Origin of the sequence: Streptomyces albireticuli (assembly GCF_002192455.1) — a bacterium.
Lineage (GTDB): Bacteria > Actinomycetota > Actinomycetes > Streptomycetales > Streptomycetaceae > Streptomyces > Streptomyces albireticuli_B.
This window is the reverse complement of the sequence record NZ_CP021744.1, coordinates 6,253,054-6,271,958: the sequence shown is the minus strand read 5'-3', so window position 1 is coordinate 6,271,958 and position 18,905 is coordinate 6,253,054. Positions and strand designations below refer to the sequence as shown.

16 protein-coding genes and 1 pseudogene are annotated in these 18,905 nt (G+C 71.6%); 3 read left to right on the top strand and 14 right to left on the bottom strand.

Features of this window, described 5'->3' with window-relative positions:
* Positions 1-36 precede the first annotated feature (36 nt).
* The gene (rpsD, locus tag SMD11_RS27255; protein WP_087928965.1) at positions 37-651 is read right to left on the bottom strand and encodes a 30S ribosomal protein S4; all 615 of its coding nucleotides are present in this window, start codon (positions 649-651) and stop codon (positions 37-39) included.
* Between the two features lie 191 nt (positions 652-842).
* On the opposite strand from rpsD, the gene SMD11_RS27250 reads away from it, so the two are divergent.
* On the top strand, positions 843-1,556 hold the full coding sequence (locus SMD11_RS27250) for a DUF2470 domain-containing protein (RefSeq protein ID WP_087928964.1): 714 nt from the start codon (positions 843-845) through the stop codon (positions 1,554-1,556).
* 154 nt (positions 1,557-1,710) lie between these two features.
* On the opposite strand, the gene SMD11_RS27245 is transcribed toward SMD11_RS27250, so the two are convergent.
* The 4 genes from SMD11_RS27245 to SMD11_RS27230 form a co-directional block, all read right to left on the bottom strand.
* Complete coding sequence (locus SMD11_RS27245) at positions 1,711-3,081, bottom strand: replication-associated recombination protein A (protein WP_087928963.1); 1,371 nt, start codon at positions 3,079-3,081, stop codon at positions 1,711-1,713.
* Positions 3,082-3,162: 81 nt separating this feature from the next.
* The gene (locus SMD11_RS27240; protein WP_087928962.1) at positions 3,163-3,825 is read right to left on the bottom strand and encodes a vitamin K epoxide reductase family protein; all 663 of its coding nucleotides are present in this window, start codon (positions 3,823-3,825) and stop codon (positions 3,163-3,165) included.
* A gap of 59 nt (positions 3,826-3,884) precedes the next feature.
* A complete protein-coding gene (gene hisS / locus SMD11_RS27235; RefSeq protein WP_087928961.1) occupies positions 3,885-5,147 on the bottom strand; it encodes a histidine--tRNA ligase in 1,263 nt (420 codons plus the stop codon).
* Between the two features lie 10 nt (positions 5,148-5,157).
* Positions 5,158-5,880 (bottom strand): MBL fold metallo-hydrolase, encoded by a 723-nt coding sequence (locus tag SMD11_RS27230; RefSeq protein WP_087928960.1) that lies wholly within the window; start codon positions 5,878-5,880, stop codon positions 5,158-5,160.
* A gap of 182 nt (positions 5,881-6,062) precedes the next feature.
* Between SMD11_RS27230 and SMD11_RS27225 the strand changes: the two genes are divergently transcribed.
* Together SMD11_RS27225 and SMD11_RS27220 are read left to right on the top strand one after the other, a co-directional pair.
* Entirely contained in the window at positions 6,063-6,884 is an 822-nt protein-coding gene (locus SMD11_RS27225) for a peptidylprolyl isomerase (RefSeq protein WP_087928959.1), read from the top strand.
* A 256-nt stretch (positions 6,885-7,140) separates the two neighbouring features.
* Positions 7,141-8,370 carry a DUF349 domain-containing protein gene (locus tag SMD11_RS27220; protein WP_087928958.1) on the top strand — a complete coding sequence of 410 codons (1,230 nt, stop codon included), beginning with the start codon at positions 7,141-7,143 and terminating at the stop codon, positions 8,368-8,370.
* 75 nt (positions 8,371-8,445) lie between these two features.
* On the opposite strand, the pseudogene SMD11_RS27215 reads toward SMD11_RS27220, so the two are convergent.
* From SMD11_RS27215 to SMD11_RS27175, 9 genes and pseudogenes are all read right to left on the bottom strand, one after another.
* A pseudogene (locus SMD11_RS27215) lies at positions 8,446-11,024 on the bottom strand (RelA/SpoT family protein).
* A gap of 160 nt (positions 11,025-11,184) precedes the next feature.
* Complete coding sequence (locus tag SMD11_RS27210) at positions 11,185-11,751, bottom strand: adenine phosphoribosyltransferase (RefSeq protein WP_087928957.1); 567 nt, start codon at positions 11,749-11,751, stop codon at positions 11,185-11,187.
* Complete coding sequence (secF, locus tag SMD11_RS27205) at positions 11,748-12,860, bottom strand: protein translocase subunit SecF (RefSeq protein ID WP_087928956.1); 1,113 nt, start codon at positions 12,858-12,860, stop codon at positions 11,748-11,750. Before secF ends, SMD11_RS27210 begins: the two co-directional genes overlap by 4 nt.
* A gap of 1 nt (position 12,861) precedes the next feature.
* Positions 12,862-14,679 (bottom strand): protein translocase subunit SecD, encoded by a 1,818-nt coding sequence (secD, locus tag SMD11_RS27200; RefSeq protein ID WP_087928955.1) that lies wholly within the window; start codon positions 14,677-14,679, stop codon positions 12,862-12,864.
* Between the two features lie 149 nt (positions 14,680-14,828).
* On the bottom strand, positions 14,829-15,314 hold the full coding sequence (yajC, locus tag SMD11_RS27195; protein WP_087928954.1) for a preprotein translocase subunit YajC: 486 nt from the start codon (positions 15,312-15,314) through the stop codon (positions 14,829-14,831).
* A 167-nt stretch (positions 15,315-15,481) separates the two neighbouring features.
* A complete protein-coding gene (ruvB, locus tag SMD11_RS27190) occupies positions 15,482-16,555 on the bottom strand; it encodes a Holliday junction branch migration DNA helicase RuvB (RefSeq protein WP_087928953.1) in 1,074 nt (357 codons plus the stop codon).
* 254 nt (positions 16,556-16,809) lie between these two features.
* Positions 16,810-17,427 carry a Holliday junction branch migration protein RuvA gene (gene ruvA, locus SMD11_RS27185; protein WP_087928952.1) on the bottom strand — a complete coding sequence of 206 codons (618 nt, stop codon included), beginning with the start codon at positions 17,425-17,427 and terminating at the stop codon, positions 16,810-16,812.
* Positions 17,424-17,987, bottom strand: a complete 564-nt coding sequence (ruvC, locus tag SMD11_RS27180) for a crossover junction endodeoxyribonuclease RuvC (protein WP_087928951.1) — start codon at positions 17,985-17,987, stop codon at positions 17,424-17,426. Before ruvC ends, ruvA begins: the two co-directional genes overlap by 4 nt.
* 136 nt (positions 17,988-18,123) lie before the next feature.
* On the bottom strand, positions 18,124-18,876 hold the full coding sequence (locus SMD11_RS27175) for a YebC/PmpR family DNA-binding transcriptional regulator (RefSeq protein ID WP_087928950.1): 753 nt from the start codon (positions 18,874-18,876) through the stop codon (positions 18,124-18,126).
* Positions 18,877-18,905: the final 29 nt, after the last annotated feature.

The following is an 18,905-nucleotide window of genomic DNA, read 5'->3' as shown; positions in this document are numbered from 1 at the left end:
GGCTCCCCCGGCCGAGGCCGGGGGGCGCCCCCGGGATCAGCGGGCGTAGTACTCGACGACGAGCTGCTCGTCGCAGATGACCGGGATTTCCTTGCGGTTCGGGTCACGGTCCAGGCGGAAGGCCAGAGCCTGGAGGTTCACCTGGAGGTAGCGCGGGGTCTCGCCCTCACCGGCGTAGCCGCCGGCCATGGCCACCTGGAAGGGGTGCTTGGCGCGGCTGCGCTCGCGGACCATCACGACGTCGTCGGGACGGACGCGGAACGACGGCTTGTCGACCTTGCCACCGTTGACCTCGATGTGGCCGTGGACGACCATCTGACGGGCCTGGTAGATGGTGCGGGCGATGCCCGAACGCAGGACCAGGGCGTCGAGGCGGCGCTCGAGCTCGACGACCAGCGCCTCGCCCGTCTTGCCCTCGGCCTTCTTGGCACGGTCGTAGGCGCGGGCCATCTGGCGCTCGCTGATGTCGTACTGGGCGCGCAGACGCTGCTTCTCGAGCAGACGAACCTTGTAGTCCGAGTTCTGCTTGCGGCCGCGGCCGTGCTCACCCGGCGGGTAGGGGCGGGCCTCGAAGTACTTGACAGCCTTCGGGGTCAGCGCGATACCGAGCGCACGGGACTTCTTGACCTTGGGACGCGACTGGTTAGGCACGTTCTCCAGACCTCCGTTGTAGGTTAGGTTAGGCTCACCTTACTCAAGGAGATCGCATGTCTCGCCCTGGGAAAACCACGCGCGCCACAGACAACACAGACGAGAATGTCGACGCGGCACAGCGCATCGACTCGACGGAGGTCCGATCAGCTCATGGTCTGCCGCGTCCCAGCGGGCTTGAAATCGCGCGGATGCCGTCAGCAGCCGAGCGCACACGAACTCTCGTACAGAGTACATGCTCCGCGGTGCTCCTCATCCCGGGGCTGACCGGGGGCGCCGCCACGCGCGTGGACCAGCTGACCCCGGAGGCCCGCAGCGTGGGCCCCGACGGCGAGATCTTCCTGGTCTTCCCGGCCGATTCCCCGGCCGTCCGGGCCGCCACGCACGCACAGGACGACGAGCTGTCGGCCGTGCTGGAGATCACGGACGTCGCACCGGTCTCCGTGCCCCACCGGATCCGCGGCCGCGCCTGGATCTCCGGCTGGCTGACCTGCGTGCCCGGGGTCACCGAGCCCGGCCGGATGATGCTGCGGCTGGAGGTCGGCGAGACCAGTGTGGACGACCTGTGGGGCGCGGAGAGCGTCGAGCCGGACGACTTCGCGCGGGCCGAGCCCGATCCGCTGGTCACGCACGAGGCGGAGCTGCTCCAGCACCTGCACTCGGCCCACGGGGACCAGGTGCGCGGGCTGTCCGTGCTGCTCGGCGAGCGCGGCTCGGAGGGTGAGCACCGGGCGGTGCCGCTGTCGCTGGACCGCTTCGGGCTGCGCGTCCGCTTCACGGAGGGCGGGGGCGTCGGCGCGGCCGACCGCACCTTCGACGCGCGCTTCGAGTTCCCGGAGCCGGTGCGGGACATCGCCCAGCTCCGCAGGGCGATGCACACGCTGTTCGAGGCGGCACTGGGATAGGTACGGGCCGCATACCGGCTCCGCCCCGGGCCCGGTCCTCACACGCCGGACAGGCTTGAGTGCAGATCGCCCGGACCGGGCGCGATCGAGCCCGTCCGGCGTGTGAGGGCACCGCGCGCAGCGCGGCAGGGGCCCCGGGGCACAGCCCTCGGAGTCACTCACCCGCCCCCGGCGGGGCCTCGCCGCGCAGGCGGGCCCGGACGCGCTCCGCCACGTCCGCGTACCGCGCCTCCGCGCCGTACCGCGTCGGCTCGTAGTACCGCTTGCCGTGGATCGCGTCCGGCGCGTACTGCTGCGCGGCGATGCCGCCGGGCAGGTCGTGCGGATAGAGATAGCCCTGGGCGTGGCCCAGCTTCTCCGCGCCCTTGTAGTGCCCGTCGCGCAGGTGCGGCGGGACCGGGCCCGCGAGACCCGCGCGCACGTCCGCGAGGGCCGCGTCGATCGCGAGGTACGCGGCATTGGACTTGGGGGCGAGCGCGAGGGCCACGGCCACCTGGCCCAGCACGATCCGGGCCTCCGGGAATCCGATCAGCGCCACGGCCTGGGCGCCGGCGACCGCCGTCTGTAGAGCCGTGGGGTCGGCCATGCCGATGTCCTCGCTCGCCGAGATCATCAGCCGCCGCGCGATGAACCGGGGGTCCTCCCCCGCCTCGATCATCCGAGCGAGGTAGTGCAGCGTGGCGTCCACGTCCGAGCCGCGGATGGACTTGATCAGGGCGCTGGCGACGTCGTAGTGCTGGTCGCCGTCGCGGTCGTACTTCACCGCCGCCCGGTCGACGGCGTCCTCCAGGGTCTCCAGGGTGATCTCGGCCTTGCCCTTGGCGAGGGCCGACCCGGCCCCCGCCTCCAGCGCCGTGAGCGCCCGCCGCGCGTCGCCGCCGGCGATCCGCAGCAGGTGCCCCTCGGCGTCCTCGGGCAGGGTGACCGCGCCGCCGAGGCCGCGCTCGTCGGTGAGCGCGCGGCGCAGCAGGCCGCGCAGGTCGTCGTCGGTGAGCGCCTGGAGGGTGAGCAGCAGCGAGCGGGAGAGCAGCGGGGAGATGATCGAGAAGTAGGGGTTCTCCGTCGTGGCCGCGATGAGGGTGACCCAGCGGTTCTCGACGGCGGGCAGCAGGGAGTCCTGCTGGGCCTTGCTGAAGCGGTGGATCTCGTCCAGGAAGAGGACGGTCTCCTTGCCGTAGCCACCGGAGGCGCGGCGGGCGCTGTCGATGACGGCGCGCACCTCCTTGACCCCGGCGGTGATCGCGGACAGCTCCACGAAGCGCTTGTTGGTGGCCTGGCTGACGACATAGGCCAGCGTCGTCTTGCCGATGCCGGGCGGGCCCCAGAGGATCACCGAGGACGGGCCGGCCGGACCGCCGCTGCCCTCCCCGACCAGGCGCCGCAAGGGGCTGCCCGGCTTGAGGAGGTGCCCCTGGCCGACGACCTCGTCGAGGGTGCGCGGGCGCATGCGGACGGCCAGAGGACTGCTCGCCGGGTCTTTCTCCTGGCGGTCCTCCGCGGCGGCGGTGAACAGGTCGGGTTCCACGTCGAAAACCCTATGCCACCCCACTGACAACGCCGCCGGACATCCCTGTCCGGCGGCGTTGTCAGTGAGGTGCGGGGGTGGTCAGGCGGAGCCGCCCGTCCAGAAGTCCCACCACTTGGTGAGGATGAGCATCCCGATGACGCCGATCCACAGCACCGGCACCACCCAGTGGAACTCCAGCAGGCCGTTCTTCACCGCCCCGCGGACGGGGATGAAGCCGTGCCGGATGTTCTGCACGGTGACGTACCAGAACATGACGATCGTGGCGACCCAGGCGAGGCAGCACCACAGGCAGAGCGAGCCGATGACGTACAGCGACTGGTACTGGAGCCAGGTGCAGAAGCCGACGCCGAAGAGCGTGCCGGCCTCCATGCCCAGCCAGTACCAGCGGCGGTAACGGGCGCCGGAGAGCAGACCCAGCCCGATCGCGATGATCGCGCCGTAGCAGACCAGGCCCAGCATCGGGTTGGGGAACCCGAAGGCGTGCGCCTGCTCGCTCTCCATGATGTTGCCGCAGGAGACGATCGGGTTCAGGCTGCACCCGGGGGTGTAGGTCTTGCCCGCGACCTTGGCCTCAAGGATCTTGTTCTTGTCGATCGTGATGACCCAGGCCGCGAGCAGCCCCAGCGCGCCGGTGATCACCAGCAGCAGTGCGAACGCGCGGCTGCCTCCGACAGCCCCCGTGGGCGGGCCGTCCCGTTCCGCTCCGTCGGTCGCCGAGCGGTCAAGTGCCGAAGTGGTCATAGCGCCGTTGATCCCATCAGTCGGTCGTCGCCGCCCATTCTGCCCCAAGCGCCCGGGAATCAGCCCTGCTTGGCGAGGAGTTCGCCCACCACCGCGTCGAACGCGACGGCGGTCTGCTCACCGCTCTCCAGGTCCTTGAGCTGCACGACACCCTCGGCGAGGTCCCGCTCGCCCGCGACGAGCGCGAAGCGGGCACCGGAACGATTGGCCGATTTCATGGCGTTCTTCAGGCCCTTGCCGCCGAACGCGAAGTCCGTGGCGACGCCGGCCCGGCGCAGCTCGGTCACGAGGCCGAAGAGCGTCTTGCGGGCCTCCTCGCCCAGCGGCACCGCGTAGACCTGGGTGGCGGCCGGCAGGTCGAGCTCGATGCCCTCGGCCTTCAGCGCCAGGACCGTGCGGTCGACGCCGAGCGCCCAGCCGACGGACGGCAGCGCGGGGCCGCCGATCATCTCGGAGAGGCCGTCGTAGCGGCCGCCGCCGCCCACCGCGGACTGCGAGCCGAGGCCGCCGTGGACGAACTCGAAGGTGGTGCGGGTGTAGTAGTCCAGGCCGCGGACCAGCTTCTCGTCGTCCACGAAGTCGACGCCGGCGGCGGTCAGCAGCGCGCGGACCTCCTCGTGGTAGGCCTTGCAGGCCTCGCAGAGGTGGTCGCGGAGCATCGGGGCGCCGACGAGCTGCTTCTGGACGGCCTCGCGCTTGTCGTCGAGGACCCGCAGCGGGTTGATCTCGATCCGGCGCCGGGTGTCCTCGTCGAGGTCGAGGCCGCGCAGGAAGCCCTGGAGGGCCTCCCGGTAGGCCGGACGGCACTCCTTGTCGCCCAGCGAGTTCAGCAGCAGGCGGAAGTCGCTCAGGCCGAGCGACTTGTAGGCGTCGACGGCCAGGATGATCAGCTCGGCGTCCAGCGCCGGGTCCTCGGTGCCGATGGCCTCGGCGCCGACCTGCGAGAAGTGCCGGTAGCGGCCGGCCTGCGGGCGCTCGTAGCGGTAGTACGAGCCGGAGTACCAGAGCTTGACCGGCAGGTTGCCGGCCTTGTGCAGGTTGGCCTCCAGGGCCGCGCGCAGCACGGAGGCGGTGCCCTCGGGGCGCAGCGCGAGCTCGTCGCCGCCGCGCGTGGTGAGGGTGTACATCTCCTTGGACACGATGTCGGTGGACTCGCCGACGCCGCGGGAGAACAGCTCGACCTGCTCGAAGCCGGGCGTCTCGATGTAGCCGTATCCGGAGCGCTTGAGCGGCGCGGCGATGGCCTCGCGCACGGCGAGGTAGATCGCGGAGTCGGGCGGGGTCAGGTCGTAGGTGCCCTTGGGGGCCTTGAACGTACTCACGGAAAAATCGTCACATTCCTCGTCGCGGAGCGGCGGTAGAACCGCTTCCGATGCCGCGCTGCGCGTCGGCGACCTCCCGCAGGAACGGGTTGGTGGCGCGCTCGCGGCCGATGGTCGTCTGGGGGCCGTGGCCGGACAGCACCACGGTCGAGTCGTCCAGCGGCAGGGCCACGCGGGCCAGCGACCGGAGCATCTCGGCGTGATCGCCGCCGGGCAGGTCGGTGCGTCCGATGGAGCCGGCGAACAGGAAGTCCCCCGAGAACAGCACCGACGGGACGTCGGCGGTCTCGGGCATCCTGAAGGTCACCAGCCCCTTGGTATGGCCGGGCGCGTGCGCGACGGTGAACTCCAGGCCCGCGAGCTCCAGACGGGTGCCGTCGGACAGCTCCTTGAGGTCATCCGGCTCTCCCACCGTCAGCTCGCCCATCAGACGCTCCCCCAGGGAGCGGCCCAGCGCCTTCTCGGGGTCGCTCAGCATGTAGCGGTCCCCGGGGTGGATCCAGGCCGGGATGTCGTGCGCGCCGCACAGCGGGACGACCGACGCGACGTGGTCGATGTGGCCATGGGTGACGAGGACGGCGACGGGCTTGAGCCGATGCTTCTTCAGTGCGTCCTCGACGCCCTGGGCCGCCTGGTGGCCCGGATCGATGATCACGCACTCCTCACCGGCGGCAGGGGCGACCAGATAGCAATTGGTCCCCCAGGCCCCGGCGGGGAACCCGGCAATGAGCACGTTCGTCCTTAGAGATCGACCAGCGGAGAATCCAGCAGTGGATCACCGGGGGCCCCTGGCGGGGAACCCGGCCGCTACAGAGCCTACCGGCGGCACTCCCGCCACCGCGAACCCGTATACGGTACGGGCACACACGCAACACGGGCTCACCATCTGGACGAGACGGCACGAGGAGACACCCGGTGGTCAGTAACGAGCAGCGGCGGCGGCAGCTCGCCCGGGAGAAGTTCGAGCGCCAGCAGGAGCGCCGGGAGGCGGCGCGCCGCAAGGTCCGCCGCCGCAACGCGGTGATCGCCGCCGGGCTCGCCGTCGTGGTGGCCGCGGGCGCGACCGCGTTCGCCACGGGCGCGCTGTCGGGCGACGACAAGAAGGACACCGCGGCGGACGCGGCGGCCCCGTCGGCCACGCCGAGCCGCGGCCCGGACCCGTGCGCGAAGGCGGCCCCGGGCGCGCCCGCCGCCAAGACGTGGAAGACCGAGCCGGAGATGTCCGTCGACACCTCGGCGTCGTACGCGGCGAAGCTCGACACCACCTGCGGCACCATCGACCTGAAGCTGGACGCCGCCAAGGCCCCGCACACGGTCAACTCCTTCAACTTCCTCTCCGGGCAGGGTTACTTCGACCACACCACCTGCCACCGGCTGACCACGGACCCGTCCCAGATCTTCGTGCTCCAGTGCGGCGACCCCAAGGGCACCGGCATGGGCGACCCCGGCTACCGCCTCAAGGACGAGAACCTGAAGGACCCGGCCGTCAAGGACGGGGTGTACCCGGCCGGCACGGTCGCGATGGCCAACGCCGGTCCGGACACCGGCGGCAGCCAGTTCTTCCTCGTCTACAAGGACAGCAAGCTGGCGCCGAACTACACCCCGTTCGGCAAGGTCGGCCCCGAGGGCATGAAGGTGCTCCAGAAGATCGCCGCCGCGGGTGAGCAGCGCGGCGGCGGGGACGGCCCGCCGAACGCGACGGTCGTCGTCAACAAGGCGGCGGTGACCAAGTCCTGAGCCCGTTCCGGTGGCCGCCGGCCGTCCGTCACATGCCCGCCCGGCGAAATTTCGGTCGCGCGGGATACGGACAGCCGGGCCGCCGGTCGCCTATGTTGGCGTTGTGTAGGGTGCCTGCTCCGACGGCTGCGAAGCACCCATCGACACCCGAATCGATCAGGCCGTCGGACCGGTCAGGGCGCGGCCCTGCCGGAACAACTGTGGACGATGCCCGAGGGGCCGCGCACCGGCCCCGGCATCATGTGGAGGAGGCGCTGTGAGCAGCGACCCATGGGGCCGCGTCGATGAGACGGGGACTGTGTACGTGCGTACCGCCGACGGGGAGAAGGTCGTCGGATCGTGGCAGGCGGGCTCCCCCGAGGAGGCCCTCGCTTACTTCGAGCGCAAGTACGAGGGCCTGGTCGTCGAGATCGGCCTCCTCGAACGCCGGGTCAGGACCACCGACCTTTCGGCCAAGGACGCGACGACCGCGATCGACCATCTGCGCACGCAGGTGGACGAGCACCACGCGGTCGGCGATCTGGACGCGCTGCGCAAGCGGCTCGACCAGCTCGTCGCCACGGTCGAGACCCGCCGCGAGGAGCGTAAGGCCGCCAAGGCCAAGCAGTCCGACGAGGCCCGTACGGCGAAGGAGGCGCTGGTCGCCGAGGCCGAGGAGCTGGCGGCGAGCGAGCAGTGGCGGTCGGCGGGTGAGCGGTTGCGCGCCCTGGTCGACACCTGGAAGGGCCTGCCGCGCCTCGACCGCAAGGCGGACGACGAGCTGTGGCACCGCTTCTCGCACGCCCGCTCGGCGTTCTCCAAGCGGCGCAAGGCGCACTTCGCGTCGCTGGACGCGCAGCGCGAGGAGGCCCGTAAGGCCAAGGAGAAGCTGGTCGCCGAGGCCGAGTCGCTCTCCGGGTCCACGGACTGGGGACCGACGGCCGCGCGCTACCGCGAGCTGATGGCCGAGTGGAAGGCCGCGGGCCGGGCGCAGCGCGAGTCGGAGGACGACCTGTGGACCCGCTTCCGCGGCGCCCAGGACGTCTTCTTCCAGGCGCGCGGCGAGGTGTTCGCCGAGCGCGACGCCGAGCAGCAGGTCAACCTGACGCAGAAGGAGGAGCTGGCCGTCGAGGCCGAGAAGCTGCTCCCCGTCACGGACCTGAAGGCGGCGCGGGCCGCGTTCCGCTCGATCAACGAGCGCTGGGAGGCCATCGGCCATGTGCCGCGGGACGCCCGGCCCAAGATCGAGGGCCGGATGCACACCGTCGAGCGCGCCCTCCAGGAGGCCGAGGAGTCCGAGTGGCGGCGTACGAACCCGGAGGCGCGGGCCCGTGCGGCCGGTCTGACCGGGCAGCTCCAGGCCGCCGTGGACAAGCTCCAGGAGCAGGCCGACAAGGCGCGGGCCGCGGGCAACACCGCCAAGGCGGACAAGCTCACCCGTGAGCTGGAGGGCCGCAAGGCCCTGCTGGACCAGGCCCTGAAGGGTCTTGAGGAGTTCGGCGGCTGAACGCGGCGTCACGCGTGAGTGAGGGGCTCCGGCGATTGCCGGAGCCCCTCACTCATGCGCGGGCCGAAGTGGTGCTCAGGGCCGGCGGGCCGACGTGACGCGGTAGACGTCGTAGACGCCCTCCACGCCCCGCACCGCCTTCAGGACGTGGCCCAGGTGCTTGGGGTCGCCCATCTCGAAGGTGAAGCGCGAGGTGGCCACCCGGTCCCGGGAGGTCTGCACGGCGGCCGACAGGATGTTGACGTGCTGGTCGGACAGGACGCGGGTGACGTCCGACAGGAGCCGCGACCGGTCCAGCGCCTCCACCTGGATGGCCACCAGGAAGACGGAGGACTGGGTGGGCGCCCACTCGACGTCGATGATCCGCTCGGGCTGCTGGGAGAGCGAGTCGACGTTGACGCAGTCGGCGCGGTGCACCGAGATGCCGCTGCCGCGGGTGACGAAGCCGATGATCGGGTCGCCCGGCACCGGGGTGCAACAGCGGGCGAGCTTCACCCACACGTCGTCGACGCCCTTGACGACGACGCCGGGGTCGGCGCTGGAGCGGCGCTTGGAGCGCGCCCGGATCGGGGCGTCCTCCTCGATGTCCTCCGTCGCCGCGTCCTCGCCGCCGAGGGCCTGGACGAGCTTCTGCACGACGCCCTGCGCCGCGACGTGTCCCTCGCCGATCGCGGCGTAGAGCGAGGAGATGTCGGGATAGCGCATCTCGTGCGCGAGGGTGACGAGCGAGTCGCCGGTGAGGATCCGCTGGATCGGCAGGTTCTGCTTGCGCATGGCGCGCGCGATGGCGTCCTTGCCCTGCTCGATGGCCTCGTCGCGGCGCTCCTTGGAGAACCACGCGCGGATCTTGTTGCGGGCGCGGGGCGACTTGACGAAGCCCAGCCAGTCGCGGGAGGGGGCGGCGCCGGGCGCCTTGGAGGTGAAGACCTCGACCAGGTCGCCGTTGTCGAGCGTGGACTCCAGCGGGACGAGCCGGCCGTTGACCCGGGCGCCTATGGTGCGGTGGCCGACCTCGGTGTGGACGGCGTAGGCGAAGTCGACCGGGGTGGCGCCGGCCGGCAGCGCTATGACATCGCCCTTGGGCGTGAAGACGAAGACCTCGTTGCGCGAGAGGTCGAAGCGCAGCGACTCCAGGAACTCGCCCGGGTCCTCGGTCTCCTTCTGCCAGTCCAGGAGCTGCCGCAGCCAGGCCATGTCATTGACGGTGTCCTGGTTCTTGCCGGCGTTCTTCGGGACGTCGGTGCGGATCTTGGAGGCGCCGGCGACGGCCTCCTGCTTGTACTTCCAGTGCGCGGCGATGCCGTACTCGGCGCGCCGGTGCATGTCGAAGGTGCGGATCTGGAGCTCTACGGGCTTGCCGCTGGGGCCTATGACCGTCGTGTGCAGCGACTGGTACATGTTGAACTTGGGCATCGCGATGTAGTCCTTGAACCGCCCCGGGACCGGGTTCCACCGGGCGTGGACGGTGCCGAGCGCCGCGTAGCAGTCGCGGACGGTGTCGACGAGGACGCGGATGCCCACCAGGTCGTAGATCTCGGCGAAGTCGCGGCCTCGCACGATCATCTTCTGGTAGACGCTGTAGTAGTGCTTGGGGCGGCCGGTGACGGTGGCCTTGATGCGGGCGGCGCGCAGGTCGGCCTGGACCTCGTCGGTGACGATGGCCAGGTACTCGTCGCGCTTGGGGGCCCGCTCGGCGACGAGGCGGACGATCTCGTCGTACATCTTGGGGTAGAGGATCGCGAAGGCGAGGTCCTCCAGCTCCCACTTGATGGTGTTCATCCCCAGCCGGTGCGCCAGCGGGGCGTAGATCTCCAGCGTCTCGCGGGCCTTCTTCTCCTGCTTCTCCCGCTTGAGGTAGCGCATGGTGCGCATGTTGTGCAGGCGGTCGGCGAGCTTGATGACCAGGACCCGGGGGTCCTTGGCCATGGCGACGACCATCTTGCGGACGGTCTCGGCCTGCGCTGCCTCGCCGAACTGCACGCGGTCGAGCTTGGTGACGCCGTCGACCAGCAGGGCGACCTGGTCGCCGAAGTCGCGGCGGAGGGTGTCCAGGCCGTACTCGGTGTCCTCGACCGTGTCGTGCAGCAGCCCGGCCATCAGGGTGGCCGGATCCATGCCCAGCTCGGCGAGGATCGTGGTCACCGCGAGGGGGTGGGTGATGTACGGGTCGCCGCTCTTGCGCTTCTGGCCCCGGTGCCAGCGCTCGGCGACCTGGTAGGCGCGCTCGATCTGGCGCAGGGTGCCCGCGTCGGCCTTGGGGTCGTTGCCGCGGACGATCCGCAGCAGGGGCTCCAGCACGGGGTTGTACGGGCTGGAGCGCTGGACGCCCAGGCGGGCGAGGCGGGCCCGGACGCGGCTGGAGGAGCCGGAGCGGGGCGGAGGTCCCGGCGTCGGCGTGGGCCGGACGGGTGAGGCGCCCGCCGGGGCGCCGCCGGCCGGCTTGTCGGCGGCGGGGCGGCTGTTCGAGAGGGGGCCGCCTGGGGGGCCGTGGTGGGGGCCGGACGCGTCCGGCCCGCCTGGTCCGGGCCGCCGGTGGCGTCCGGGGGCTCAGGGGCGCTCTGCGGGCGGCCCTGGGGCGTGCCCGGGGCCGCCGCGGCCTCGGGAGACGGCTTGTCCTGCTGTGCGGCGGTGAGCGGCTGGGCCTCGTCTGGCAAGAGCACTCCTCAAGCGGGGTCCGGCCCCCGATCAGGTCCGGGACTGCCATGGTATCGAGCCACGGCGGCCGACCGCCGCGCGCCCGGCTGTGCCCCGGTACGACAGGGGGCGGGCCCGGAGGTTCTCCCCCGGGCCCGCCCCCTGTCGTACGCCGTCGGCTCAGACGGTGATCAGCGCCTCCAGCGGCGCCCCGCCGAGCGCCTCGGCCAGCCGCGCGCGGCCGGGCAGGAAGCCCAGCTCCATCAGCACGGCGACGCCCGCGACCTCGGCGCCGGCCCGGCGGATCAGCCGCAGGGACGCCTCGGCGGTGCCGCCGGTGGCCAGCACGTCGTCGATGACCAGGACGCGGTCGCCGGCACCCACGGCGTCGGCGTGCATCTCGATCTCGGCGGTGCCGTACTCCAGGTCGTAGGCCTGGGCGAGGGTGGCACCGGGCAGCTTGCCGGCCTTGCGGACGGGCACGAAGCCGAGCCCCGCGCGGACGGCGGCCGGGGCGCCCAGGATGAAGCCCCGGGCCTCCAGGCCGACGACCTTGGTGGCGCCGTACTTCTCGCACAGCCCGGCGAGGGCGTCGGTCAGCGCGGCGAACGCCTTGGCGTCGGCGAGCAGCGGGGTGATGTCCTTGAACATCACGCCCGGCTTGGGGTAGTCCGGCACGTCGTGGATGTGCGCCAGGAGCAGGTCGCGCAGCTTCTCGTCGGCGGTGCCGACGCTCACGGCGCTCATCGGCGCTTGCCCGACGGACGGCCGCGGCCACCGCGGCTACGGGTGTCGGTCTGCGGGACGACACCGGCCGGGGACGCGTCCTCCGGCTCGTCGCCGTACCCGGCGTCCTGCGGCTCCTGCTCCACCGACTCGCCCTTGGCGGCAGCGGCGGCGCGCTTGGCGCGCACCCGCTTGGCCAGGGCCTTCATCTGCGGGTCGCGCTCCTTGAGGTCGGCGACCAGCGGGGTGGCGATGAAGATCGAGGAGTAGGCGCCGGCCGCGAGGCCGACGAACAGGGCGAGCGAGATGTCGTTGAGCATGCCCGCGCCGAGGAAGCCGCCGCCGATGAACAGCAGGCCGGCGACCGGCAGCAGCGCCACGACGGTGGTGTTGATGGAGCGCACCAGGGTGCCGTTGAGGCTGCGGTTGGCGATCTCGCTGTAGGTGAAGCGCGTCTGCTTGGTGATGTCCTTCGAGCCCTCCTTGAGACCGTCGAAGACGACGACGGTGTCGTAGAGGGAGTAACCGAGGATGGTCAGCAGACCGATCACGGTGCCCGGGGTGACCTCGAAGCCGACCAGTGCGTACACACCGACGGTGATGGTGAGGTCGTGGATCAGGGCGATCAGCGCGGCGATGGCCATGCGCCACTCGAAGGCGATCGCCAGATAGATCACCACGAGAACCATGAAGATCCCGAGACCCATCCAGGCCTTGTTGGCGATCTGGTCACCCCAGCTGGGGCCGACGATGTCGGTGTTGACCTTGTCCGTGGAGACGCCCAGCTTCTTGGCCAGCGCGTCCTGGGTCTCCCGCGACTGCTCGGTGGTGAGGTCGCTGACCTGGACGCGCAGCGAGCCGCCGCCGAGCTTCTGGACGATGGCGGTGTGGCCGGAGGCCTCCTCCGCCGTGTGCTGGGCCTGGGTGGCCGAGACGGACGTCTTCGGGGTGGTGAAGACGGCACCGCCGGAGAACTCGATGCCCATGTTGAGGCCGCGCACCGCCAGGCCGACGATGGCCGTGATGGTGATCAGGATCGAGATGCCGTACCAGATCTTCCGCTTGCCGACGAAGTCGTAGCCGACCTCGCCGCGGTAGAGCCGGGCGCCGAGATTGCCGAGCTTGGACATCTCACGCCTCCTTGGGGTCGACGGGGGCGGAGGGGCGGCGGCGGGCCCGCAGCGGCGGGCGGGCGCCGAGCCGCTTGGGGTCGAGCCCGGACCACGGGTGGCCGCTGGCGAAGAACTTCCGCCGGGCCAGGAGCGTCATCAGCGGCTTCGTGAAGAAGAAGACCACGACCACGTCGAGGAGGGTGGTCAGACCCAGCGTGAACGCGAAGCCCTGGACCTTGCCGACGGTCACGATGAAGAGCACCGCGGCGGCGAGGAAGGACACGAAGTCGGAGACCAGGATCGTGCGGCGGGCGCGCGGCCAGCCCCGCTCGACGGCCGGGCGCAGCGTCCGGCCCTCCCGGATCTCGTCCCGGATGCGTTCGAAGTAGACGATGAAGGAGTCGGCGGTGATACCGATCGCGACGATCGCACCGCAGACGGCCGGCAGGTTCAGCGCGAAGCCGATGGCCTCACCGAGCAGCACCATGATCGTGTAGGTGAGGATCGCGGAGGCCAGGAGGCTGGCGAGCGCGACGAGCGCGAGACCGCGGTAGTACGCCACCAGGTAGACGATCACCAGGACGAGGCCGATGGCGCCGGCCAGCAGACCCGCGCGCAGCTGCTCACCGCCGAGCGCGGCGGTGACCGTCTGCTCGGTGACGACGTCGAAGGACAGCGGCAGGGCACCGTAGGACAGCACGTTCGCGAGGTCGCGGGAGCTCTCCTGGGTGAAGCCGCCGGAGATCTCCGCCTGGCCGCCCGAGATGGAGGTGGACACCGAGGGGTCGGAGACGACCGAGCCGTCGAGGACGATCGCGAACTGGTTCTGCGGCGGGGCCTTGGTGGCCAGCTGGCCGGTGATGTCGGCGAACTTCTTGGAGCCGCTGGAGTCGAACTTCAGCTGGACGATCCAGCCCTTGCCCTGCTGGCTGTCGAAGACGGCGTCGGCGTCGGTGACGCCGGTGCCCTCGACGGCCACCGGGCCGAGGATCTCCTTGGCCGAGCCGTCCCGCTTGCACGCGACGATCGTGTCGGTGGGGAGGGCGCTCGCGGCGGCCTTGCTCGCCGCGGCCATGCCCTCCTTGGTGGTGCAGTCGAGAGCGCCGAGCTTCTTCTGGAGCGCGGCGATGTCGGCCGGGGACGGCGTGGGGTCCTTCTTGGCGTCCTTGTCCTTGGCCTTGTCGTCCTTGGCCTTGTCGTCCTTCGCGCCGTCCTTGAGGGAGGCGGTCGCGTTCGGGCTCGGCGTGCCGTCGGCCTTCAGCGCGTCGGAGACCGCGCGGCCCTTCGGGGCCGTGCTCGCGGAGGCGGAGGCCGAGGCGGACGGGGAGCCGGACGGCTTGGTCTTGTCGTCCTTGCTCTTGTCGCCGTTCTTGCCGTCCTTGTCCGAGGCGGAGGAGCTGGGGGACGGGGCGGGCGCGGGGGCGGCGGCGTCGGCGATGCTCAGCACCGGGCGGAAGCCCAGCTTGGCGGTGGTACCGACCTGCTCACGGGCCTGCTTCGCGTTCGTCCCCTTGGGGATGTTCACGATGATGTGGTTCTCGCCCTGCGTCTGGACCTCGGCCTCGGAGACACCGAGACCGTTGACACGGCGCTCGATGATGCCGACCGCCGTGTTCATGTTGGTCTGATTGATCGCGTTGGGCTTGCCGGGCTCGTTCTTGGCCTCCAGCGTGAAGCTGGTGCCACCCGCGAGGTCGATGCCCAGTCGTGGAGTGGTGCGCCCGGAGGCGAACATCCCCGCCGTGAGCGCCACCATGGCGATCAGGATCAGGACCAGGACACGGCCCGGCCTGCCCTGGCCGCCCGGGGACCTGCGGCCCTTCTTCGGTGCTGCCACCTTGTCGTTTCTCCCTGTCCAACCGCCCGGCGTCGGGTGTTCGCCGGACGGCCACGAAGTCTTGTGGGGACGTGCCCCCCGCCGGAGCCTAGACCGTAAAGGAACCGCGGCGCACCGCTCACGCAGTGCTCCGCGGTTCCCTGAAGGGGCTACTTCGCGTCGGCGTCGCCGTCCTGCTTGCCGTCCCGCTTGGCGTCCTCGGTCTTCTCGGCCTTCGCGGCCTCGTCCGTGGCGCCGGCCGCGGTGTCCTTGCCGAGGTCGATCTTCTTCTCGGCCGGGGCGTCGCCCTCGGCGGCCTCGGTCAGCGAGGAGGCGTCGTCCGGGACGACGGGGGCGTCGGACTCGTCCGGCTCGATCCCGTGGACGATGCGGTTGTACTCCTCGTCCTCCAGGACGGCGCCGATGGCGTTCTTCGCGTAGATCGCGTGGACGCCCGGGGCGACCTCGAGGAGGACCGAGTCGTCGCTGACCTCCTTGACCGTGGCGTACATGCCGCCGATCGTCCGCACGCCGGTGCCCGGCTGCATCTGGTCGCGCATCTGCGCCGCCTGGCGCTGCTTGTTCTTGGCCGACCGGGTCATCAGGAACATGGCCCCGATAAGCACGATGAACGGCAGGAGAGTCATGATATTCACGGGACGGGGTTTCCTTCGCACGACCACGGGAGGACGCGGCCTGGTCTACGGGGGTGGTATGCCGCGTCTGTACGGACGGGCATCGGCGGAGTCTAAGCGAGTCCGCGCCTAGGGAACAACGCCCAGCATGGCACCGTGGTTCCTGACCGGACCAGTACCCGCGCCGTTCAGCCGCCGAAGAGTCCCTGCTGGCCGGGGGCGCCCGCCGCCTGCTGCGGGGGCACCAGACCGAGGTGGTTCCAGGCCGCCGGGGTCGCGATCCGGCCCCTGGGCGTGCGGGCCAGCAGACCCTCCCGGACCAGGAACGGCTCGGCGACCTCCTCGACCGTCTCGCGCTCCTCCCCCACCGCGACGGCGAGCGTGGACAGGCCCACCGGTCCGCCGCCGAAGAGCTTCAGCAGGGCGGTGAGCACGGCCCGGTCCAGCCGGTCGAGGCCGCGGGTGTCGACCTCGTAGACCGCGAGGGCCTGGGCGGCGACCTCCCTGGTGACCAGGCCGTCGGCCTTGACCTGGGCGTAGTCGCGCACACGGCGCAGCAGGCGGTTGGCGATGCGGGGGGTGCCGCGGGAGCGGCCCGCGATCTCGGCCGCGCCGTCCGCGTCTATGCCGACGTCGAGGAGCCGGGCGGAGCGGTGGATGACGCGCTCCAGCTCGGCGGGGGCGTAGAACTCCATGTGCCCGGTGAAGCCGAAGCGGTCGCGCAGCGGGGGCGGCAGCAGGCCGGCCCGGGTGGTGGCGCCGACGAGGGTGAAGGGCGGCAGCTCCAGCGGGATCGCGGTGGCGCCGGGGCCCTTGCCGACGATCACGTCGACGCGGAAGTCCTCCATCGCCATGTACAGCATCTCCTCGGCGGGCCGGGACATGCGGTGGATCTCGTCGAGGAAGAGGACCTCGCCCTCGGTGAGGGAGGACAGGATCGCGGCCAGGTCGCCGGCGTGCTGGATGGCGGGGCCGGAGGTGATGCGGATGGGCGCGCCCATCTCCGCCGCGATGATCATCGAGAGGGTGGTCTTGCCGAGGCCGGGGGCGCCGGAGAGCAGGACGTGATCGGCGGTGGCGTTGCGCTGCCGGGCGGCCTTGAGCACCAGGTCGAGCTGCTCCCGGACCCGCTCCTGCCCGACGAACTCCTCCAGGTCCTTGGGGCGCAGGGCGGCCTCGACGGCCTGCTCCTCGCGGTCGGCGGCGGCACCGACGAGGCGGTCGCCGGGGGTGGTCGTGGGGGCTTCGTCGTCCCAGTTCACAGGGGCCTCTCTGGGGAGCGGGGTCGGGTGCGGGTGGGTGGGTCGGGGCGGGTCTTTCCCCTACCCGCCCTTTCCCATGACCGGGGGCGGGCTCCCGGGCCCCCCTTCCGCGCTGACGCGCGGTGTCCTCGAACGCCGGACGGGCTGGATCTCCGCCCGGTCCGGACGACGAGCCGGCCCGTCGGGCATGCGAGGGCCGTGGGCCGGGACCGGGTCCCGGGCCGGAAAGGGGCGGGGCCGGGGGGCGGCCACCGTCAGCGGGCGCGGTTCAGGGTCTGGAGCGCGGCCCGGAGCAGCTGTCCGACCTGCGGGGTGCCGCCGCCCGCGACGACCTCCTCCGCCTGCGGCGTCACCGCCGCCACCGCGTCGTCCGCCTCGCGGGCCGCGTATCCCAGCCCCACGAGCGCCGCGTGCAGCTGGTCGCGCCAGCCGGCGGCGGCCGCGGGCGCGGGGGCCGCGCCGGTGCCCACGGGGGCGCCCAGCCGGTCCTTCAGCTCCAGCAGCAGCTTCTGCGCCCCCTTCTTGCCGATGCCCGGCACGGCCGTGAGCGCCTTCTCGTCGCCCGTGGCGACCGCGCGCCGCAGGGCGTCCGGCCGGTGCACGGCGAGCATGGCCTGGGCGAGGCGGGGGCCGACGCCGCTGGCCGTCTGGAGCAGCTCGAAGACCTGGCGCTCGTCGTCGTCGGCGAAGCCGTAGAGGGTGAGGGAGTCCTCGCGGACCACGAGGGACGTGGCGAGCTTGGCGTGCTCGCCGACCCGGAGGGTGGAGAGGGTGTCCGGGGTGCACAGGACGGCCATGCCGACGCCGCCGACCTCGACGACGGCGGTGTCCGGGGCGAGGGCCGCGACCGGGCCGGAGACAAAGGCGATCATGCGCTGCCCTTCAGGGTTCGTGCGGTGGCGTCCTGGGGACGCGCGGTGCGGCGGTGGGCGGCGACGGCCTGCTGGAGGCGGTTGGTCGCGGGGGCCCGCCAGATGTGACAGATGGCCAGGGCGAGGGCGTCGGCGGCGTCGGCCGGCCTGGGCGGTGCGTCGAGCCGGAGCAGGCGGGTGACCATGGAGCCGACCTGGGCCTTGTCGGCCCGGCCGCTGCCGGTGACGGCGGCCTTGACCTCGCTGGGGGTGTGCAGGGCGACGGGCAGTCCGCGGCGGGCGGCGCAGAGCATGGCGACCGCGCTGGCCTGGGCGGTGCCCATGACCGTGCTCACGTTGTGCTGGCTGAAGACGCGCTCCACGGCGACGAACTCGGGGCGGTGTTCGTCGAGCCACTGCTCGATGCCGCGCTCGATGAGGACGAGGCGGTCGGCGACCTCGGCCTCGGCCGGGGTGCGCACGACGCCGACGCCGAGCATCCGCAGCGGCCGCCCGGCGACGCCCTCGACCACGCCGATGCCGCACCTGGTCAGCCCCGGGTCCACGCCCAGCACGCGCATCGCGCCCCCTCCTCCGTCGTCCGTCCGCAGACTATCGGCTGCCACTGACAACGCCCGGTCATGCCGACGGGCCGACGGGGCGGTGTCCCGTCGGCCCGTTCACGGCCGGTGTCCGCGGCGCGTGGCGGATCGTCGCTTACGCGTCGACCTTGGCCATCACGTCGTCGGAGACGTCGAAGTTGGCGAAGACGTTCTGCACGTCGTCGCTGTCCTCCAGCGCGTCGATCAGCTTGAAGATCTTGCGCGCGCCGTCCTCGTCCAGCTCGACCTGCATGGTCGGGACGAAGTTGGCCTCGGCGGAGTCGTAGTCGATGCCCGCCTCCTGGAGCGCGGTGCGCACCGCGACCATGTCCGTGGCCTCGCTGAGCACCTCGAAGGTCTCGCCCAGGTCGTTGACCTCCTCGGCGCCCGCGTCCAGGACCGCGCCGAGGACGTCGTCCTCGGTGAGCTCGCCCTTGGGGACGATCACGACGCCCTTGCGGTTGAAGAGGTACGAGACCGAGCCCGGGTCGGCCATCGAGCCGCCGTTGCGGGTCATGGCGACGCGCACGTCGGACGCGGCACGGTTGCGGTTGTCGGTGAGGCACTCGATGAGCACCGCGACACCGTTCGGGCCGTAGCCCTCGTACATGATCGTCTCGTAGTCGGCGCCACCGGCCTCCAGGCCGGCGCCGCGCTTGACGGCCGAGTCGATGTTCTTGTTCGGGACCGAGCTCTTCTTCGCCTTCTGGATGGCGTCGAACAGCGTCGGGTTGCCCGCCGGGTCGGCACCGCCGGTCCGGGCCGCGACCTCGATGTTCTTGATCATCTTCGCGAAGAGCTTGCCGCGCTTGGCGTCGATCACGGCCTTCTTGTGCTTAGTCGTAGCCCATTTAGAGTGGCCGGACATCCGCCTGTCTCCTTCGCGTAACCATTTCT

Coding starts and splice junctions, on each gene's coding strand:
- SMD11_RS27250 (WP_087928964.1), top strand. CDS start 843: ATGCCGTCAGCAGCCGAGCGCACACGAACTCTCGTACAGAGTACATGC.
- SMD11_RS27240 (WP_087928962.1), bottom strand. CDS start 3,825: ATGACCACTTCGGCACTTGACCGCTCGGCGACCGACGGAGCGGAACGG.
- SMD11_RS27210 (WP_087928957.1), bottom strand. CDS start 11,751: ATGAGCGCCGTGAGCGTCGGCACCGCCGACGAGAAGCTGCGCGACCTG.
- secF (WP_087928956.1), bottom strand. CDS start 12,860: ATGTCCAAGCTCGGCAATCTCGGCGCCCGGCTCTACCGCGGCGAGGTC.
- ruvA (WP_087928952.1), bottom strand. CDS start 17,427: ATGATCGCCTTTGTCTCCGGCCCGGTCGCGGCCCTCGCCCCGGACACC.
- ruvC (WP_087928951.1), bottom strand. CDS start 17,987: ATGCGCGTGCTGGGCGTGGACCCGGGGCTGACCAGGTGCGGCATCGGC.
- SMD11_RS27175 (WP_087928950.1), bottom strand. CDS start 18,876: ATGTCCGGCCACTCTAAATGGGCTACGACTAAGCACAAGAAGGCCGTG.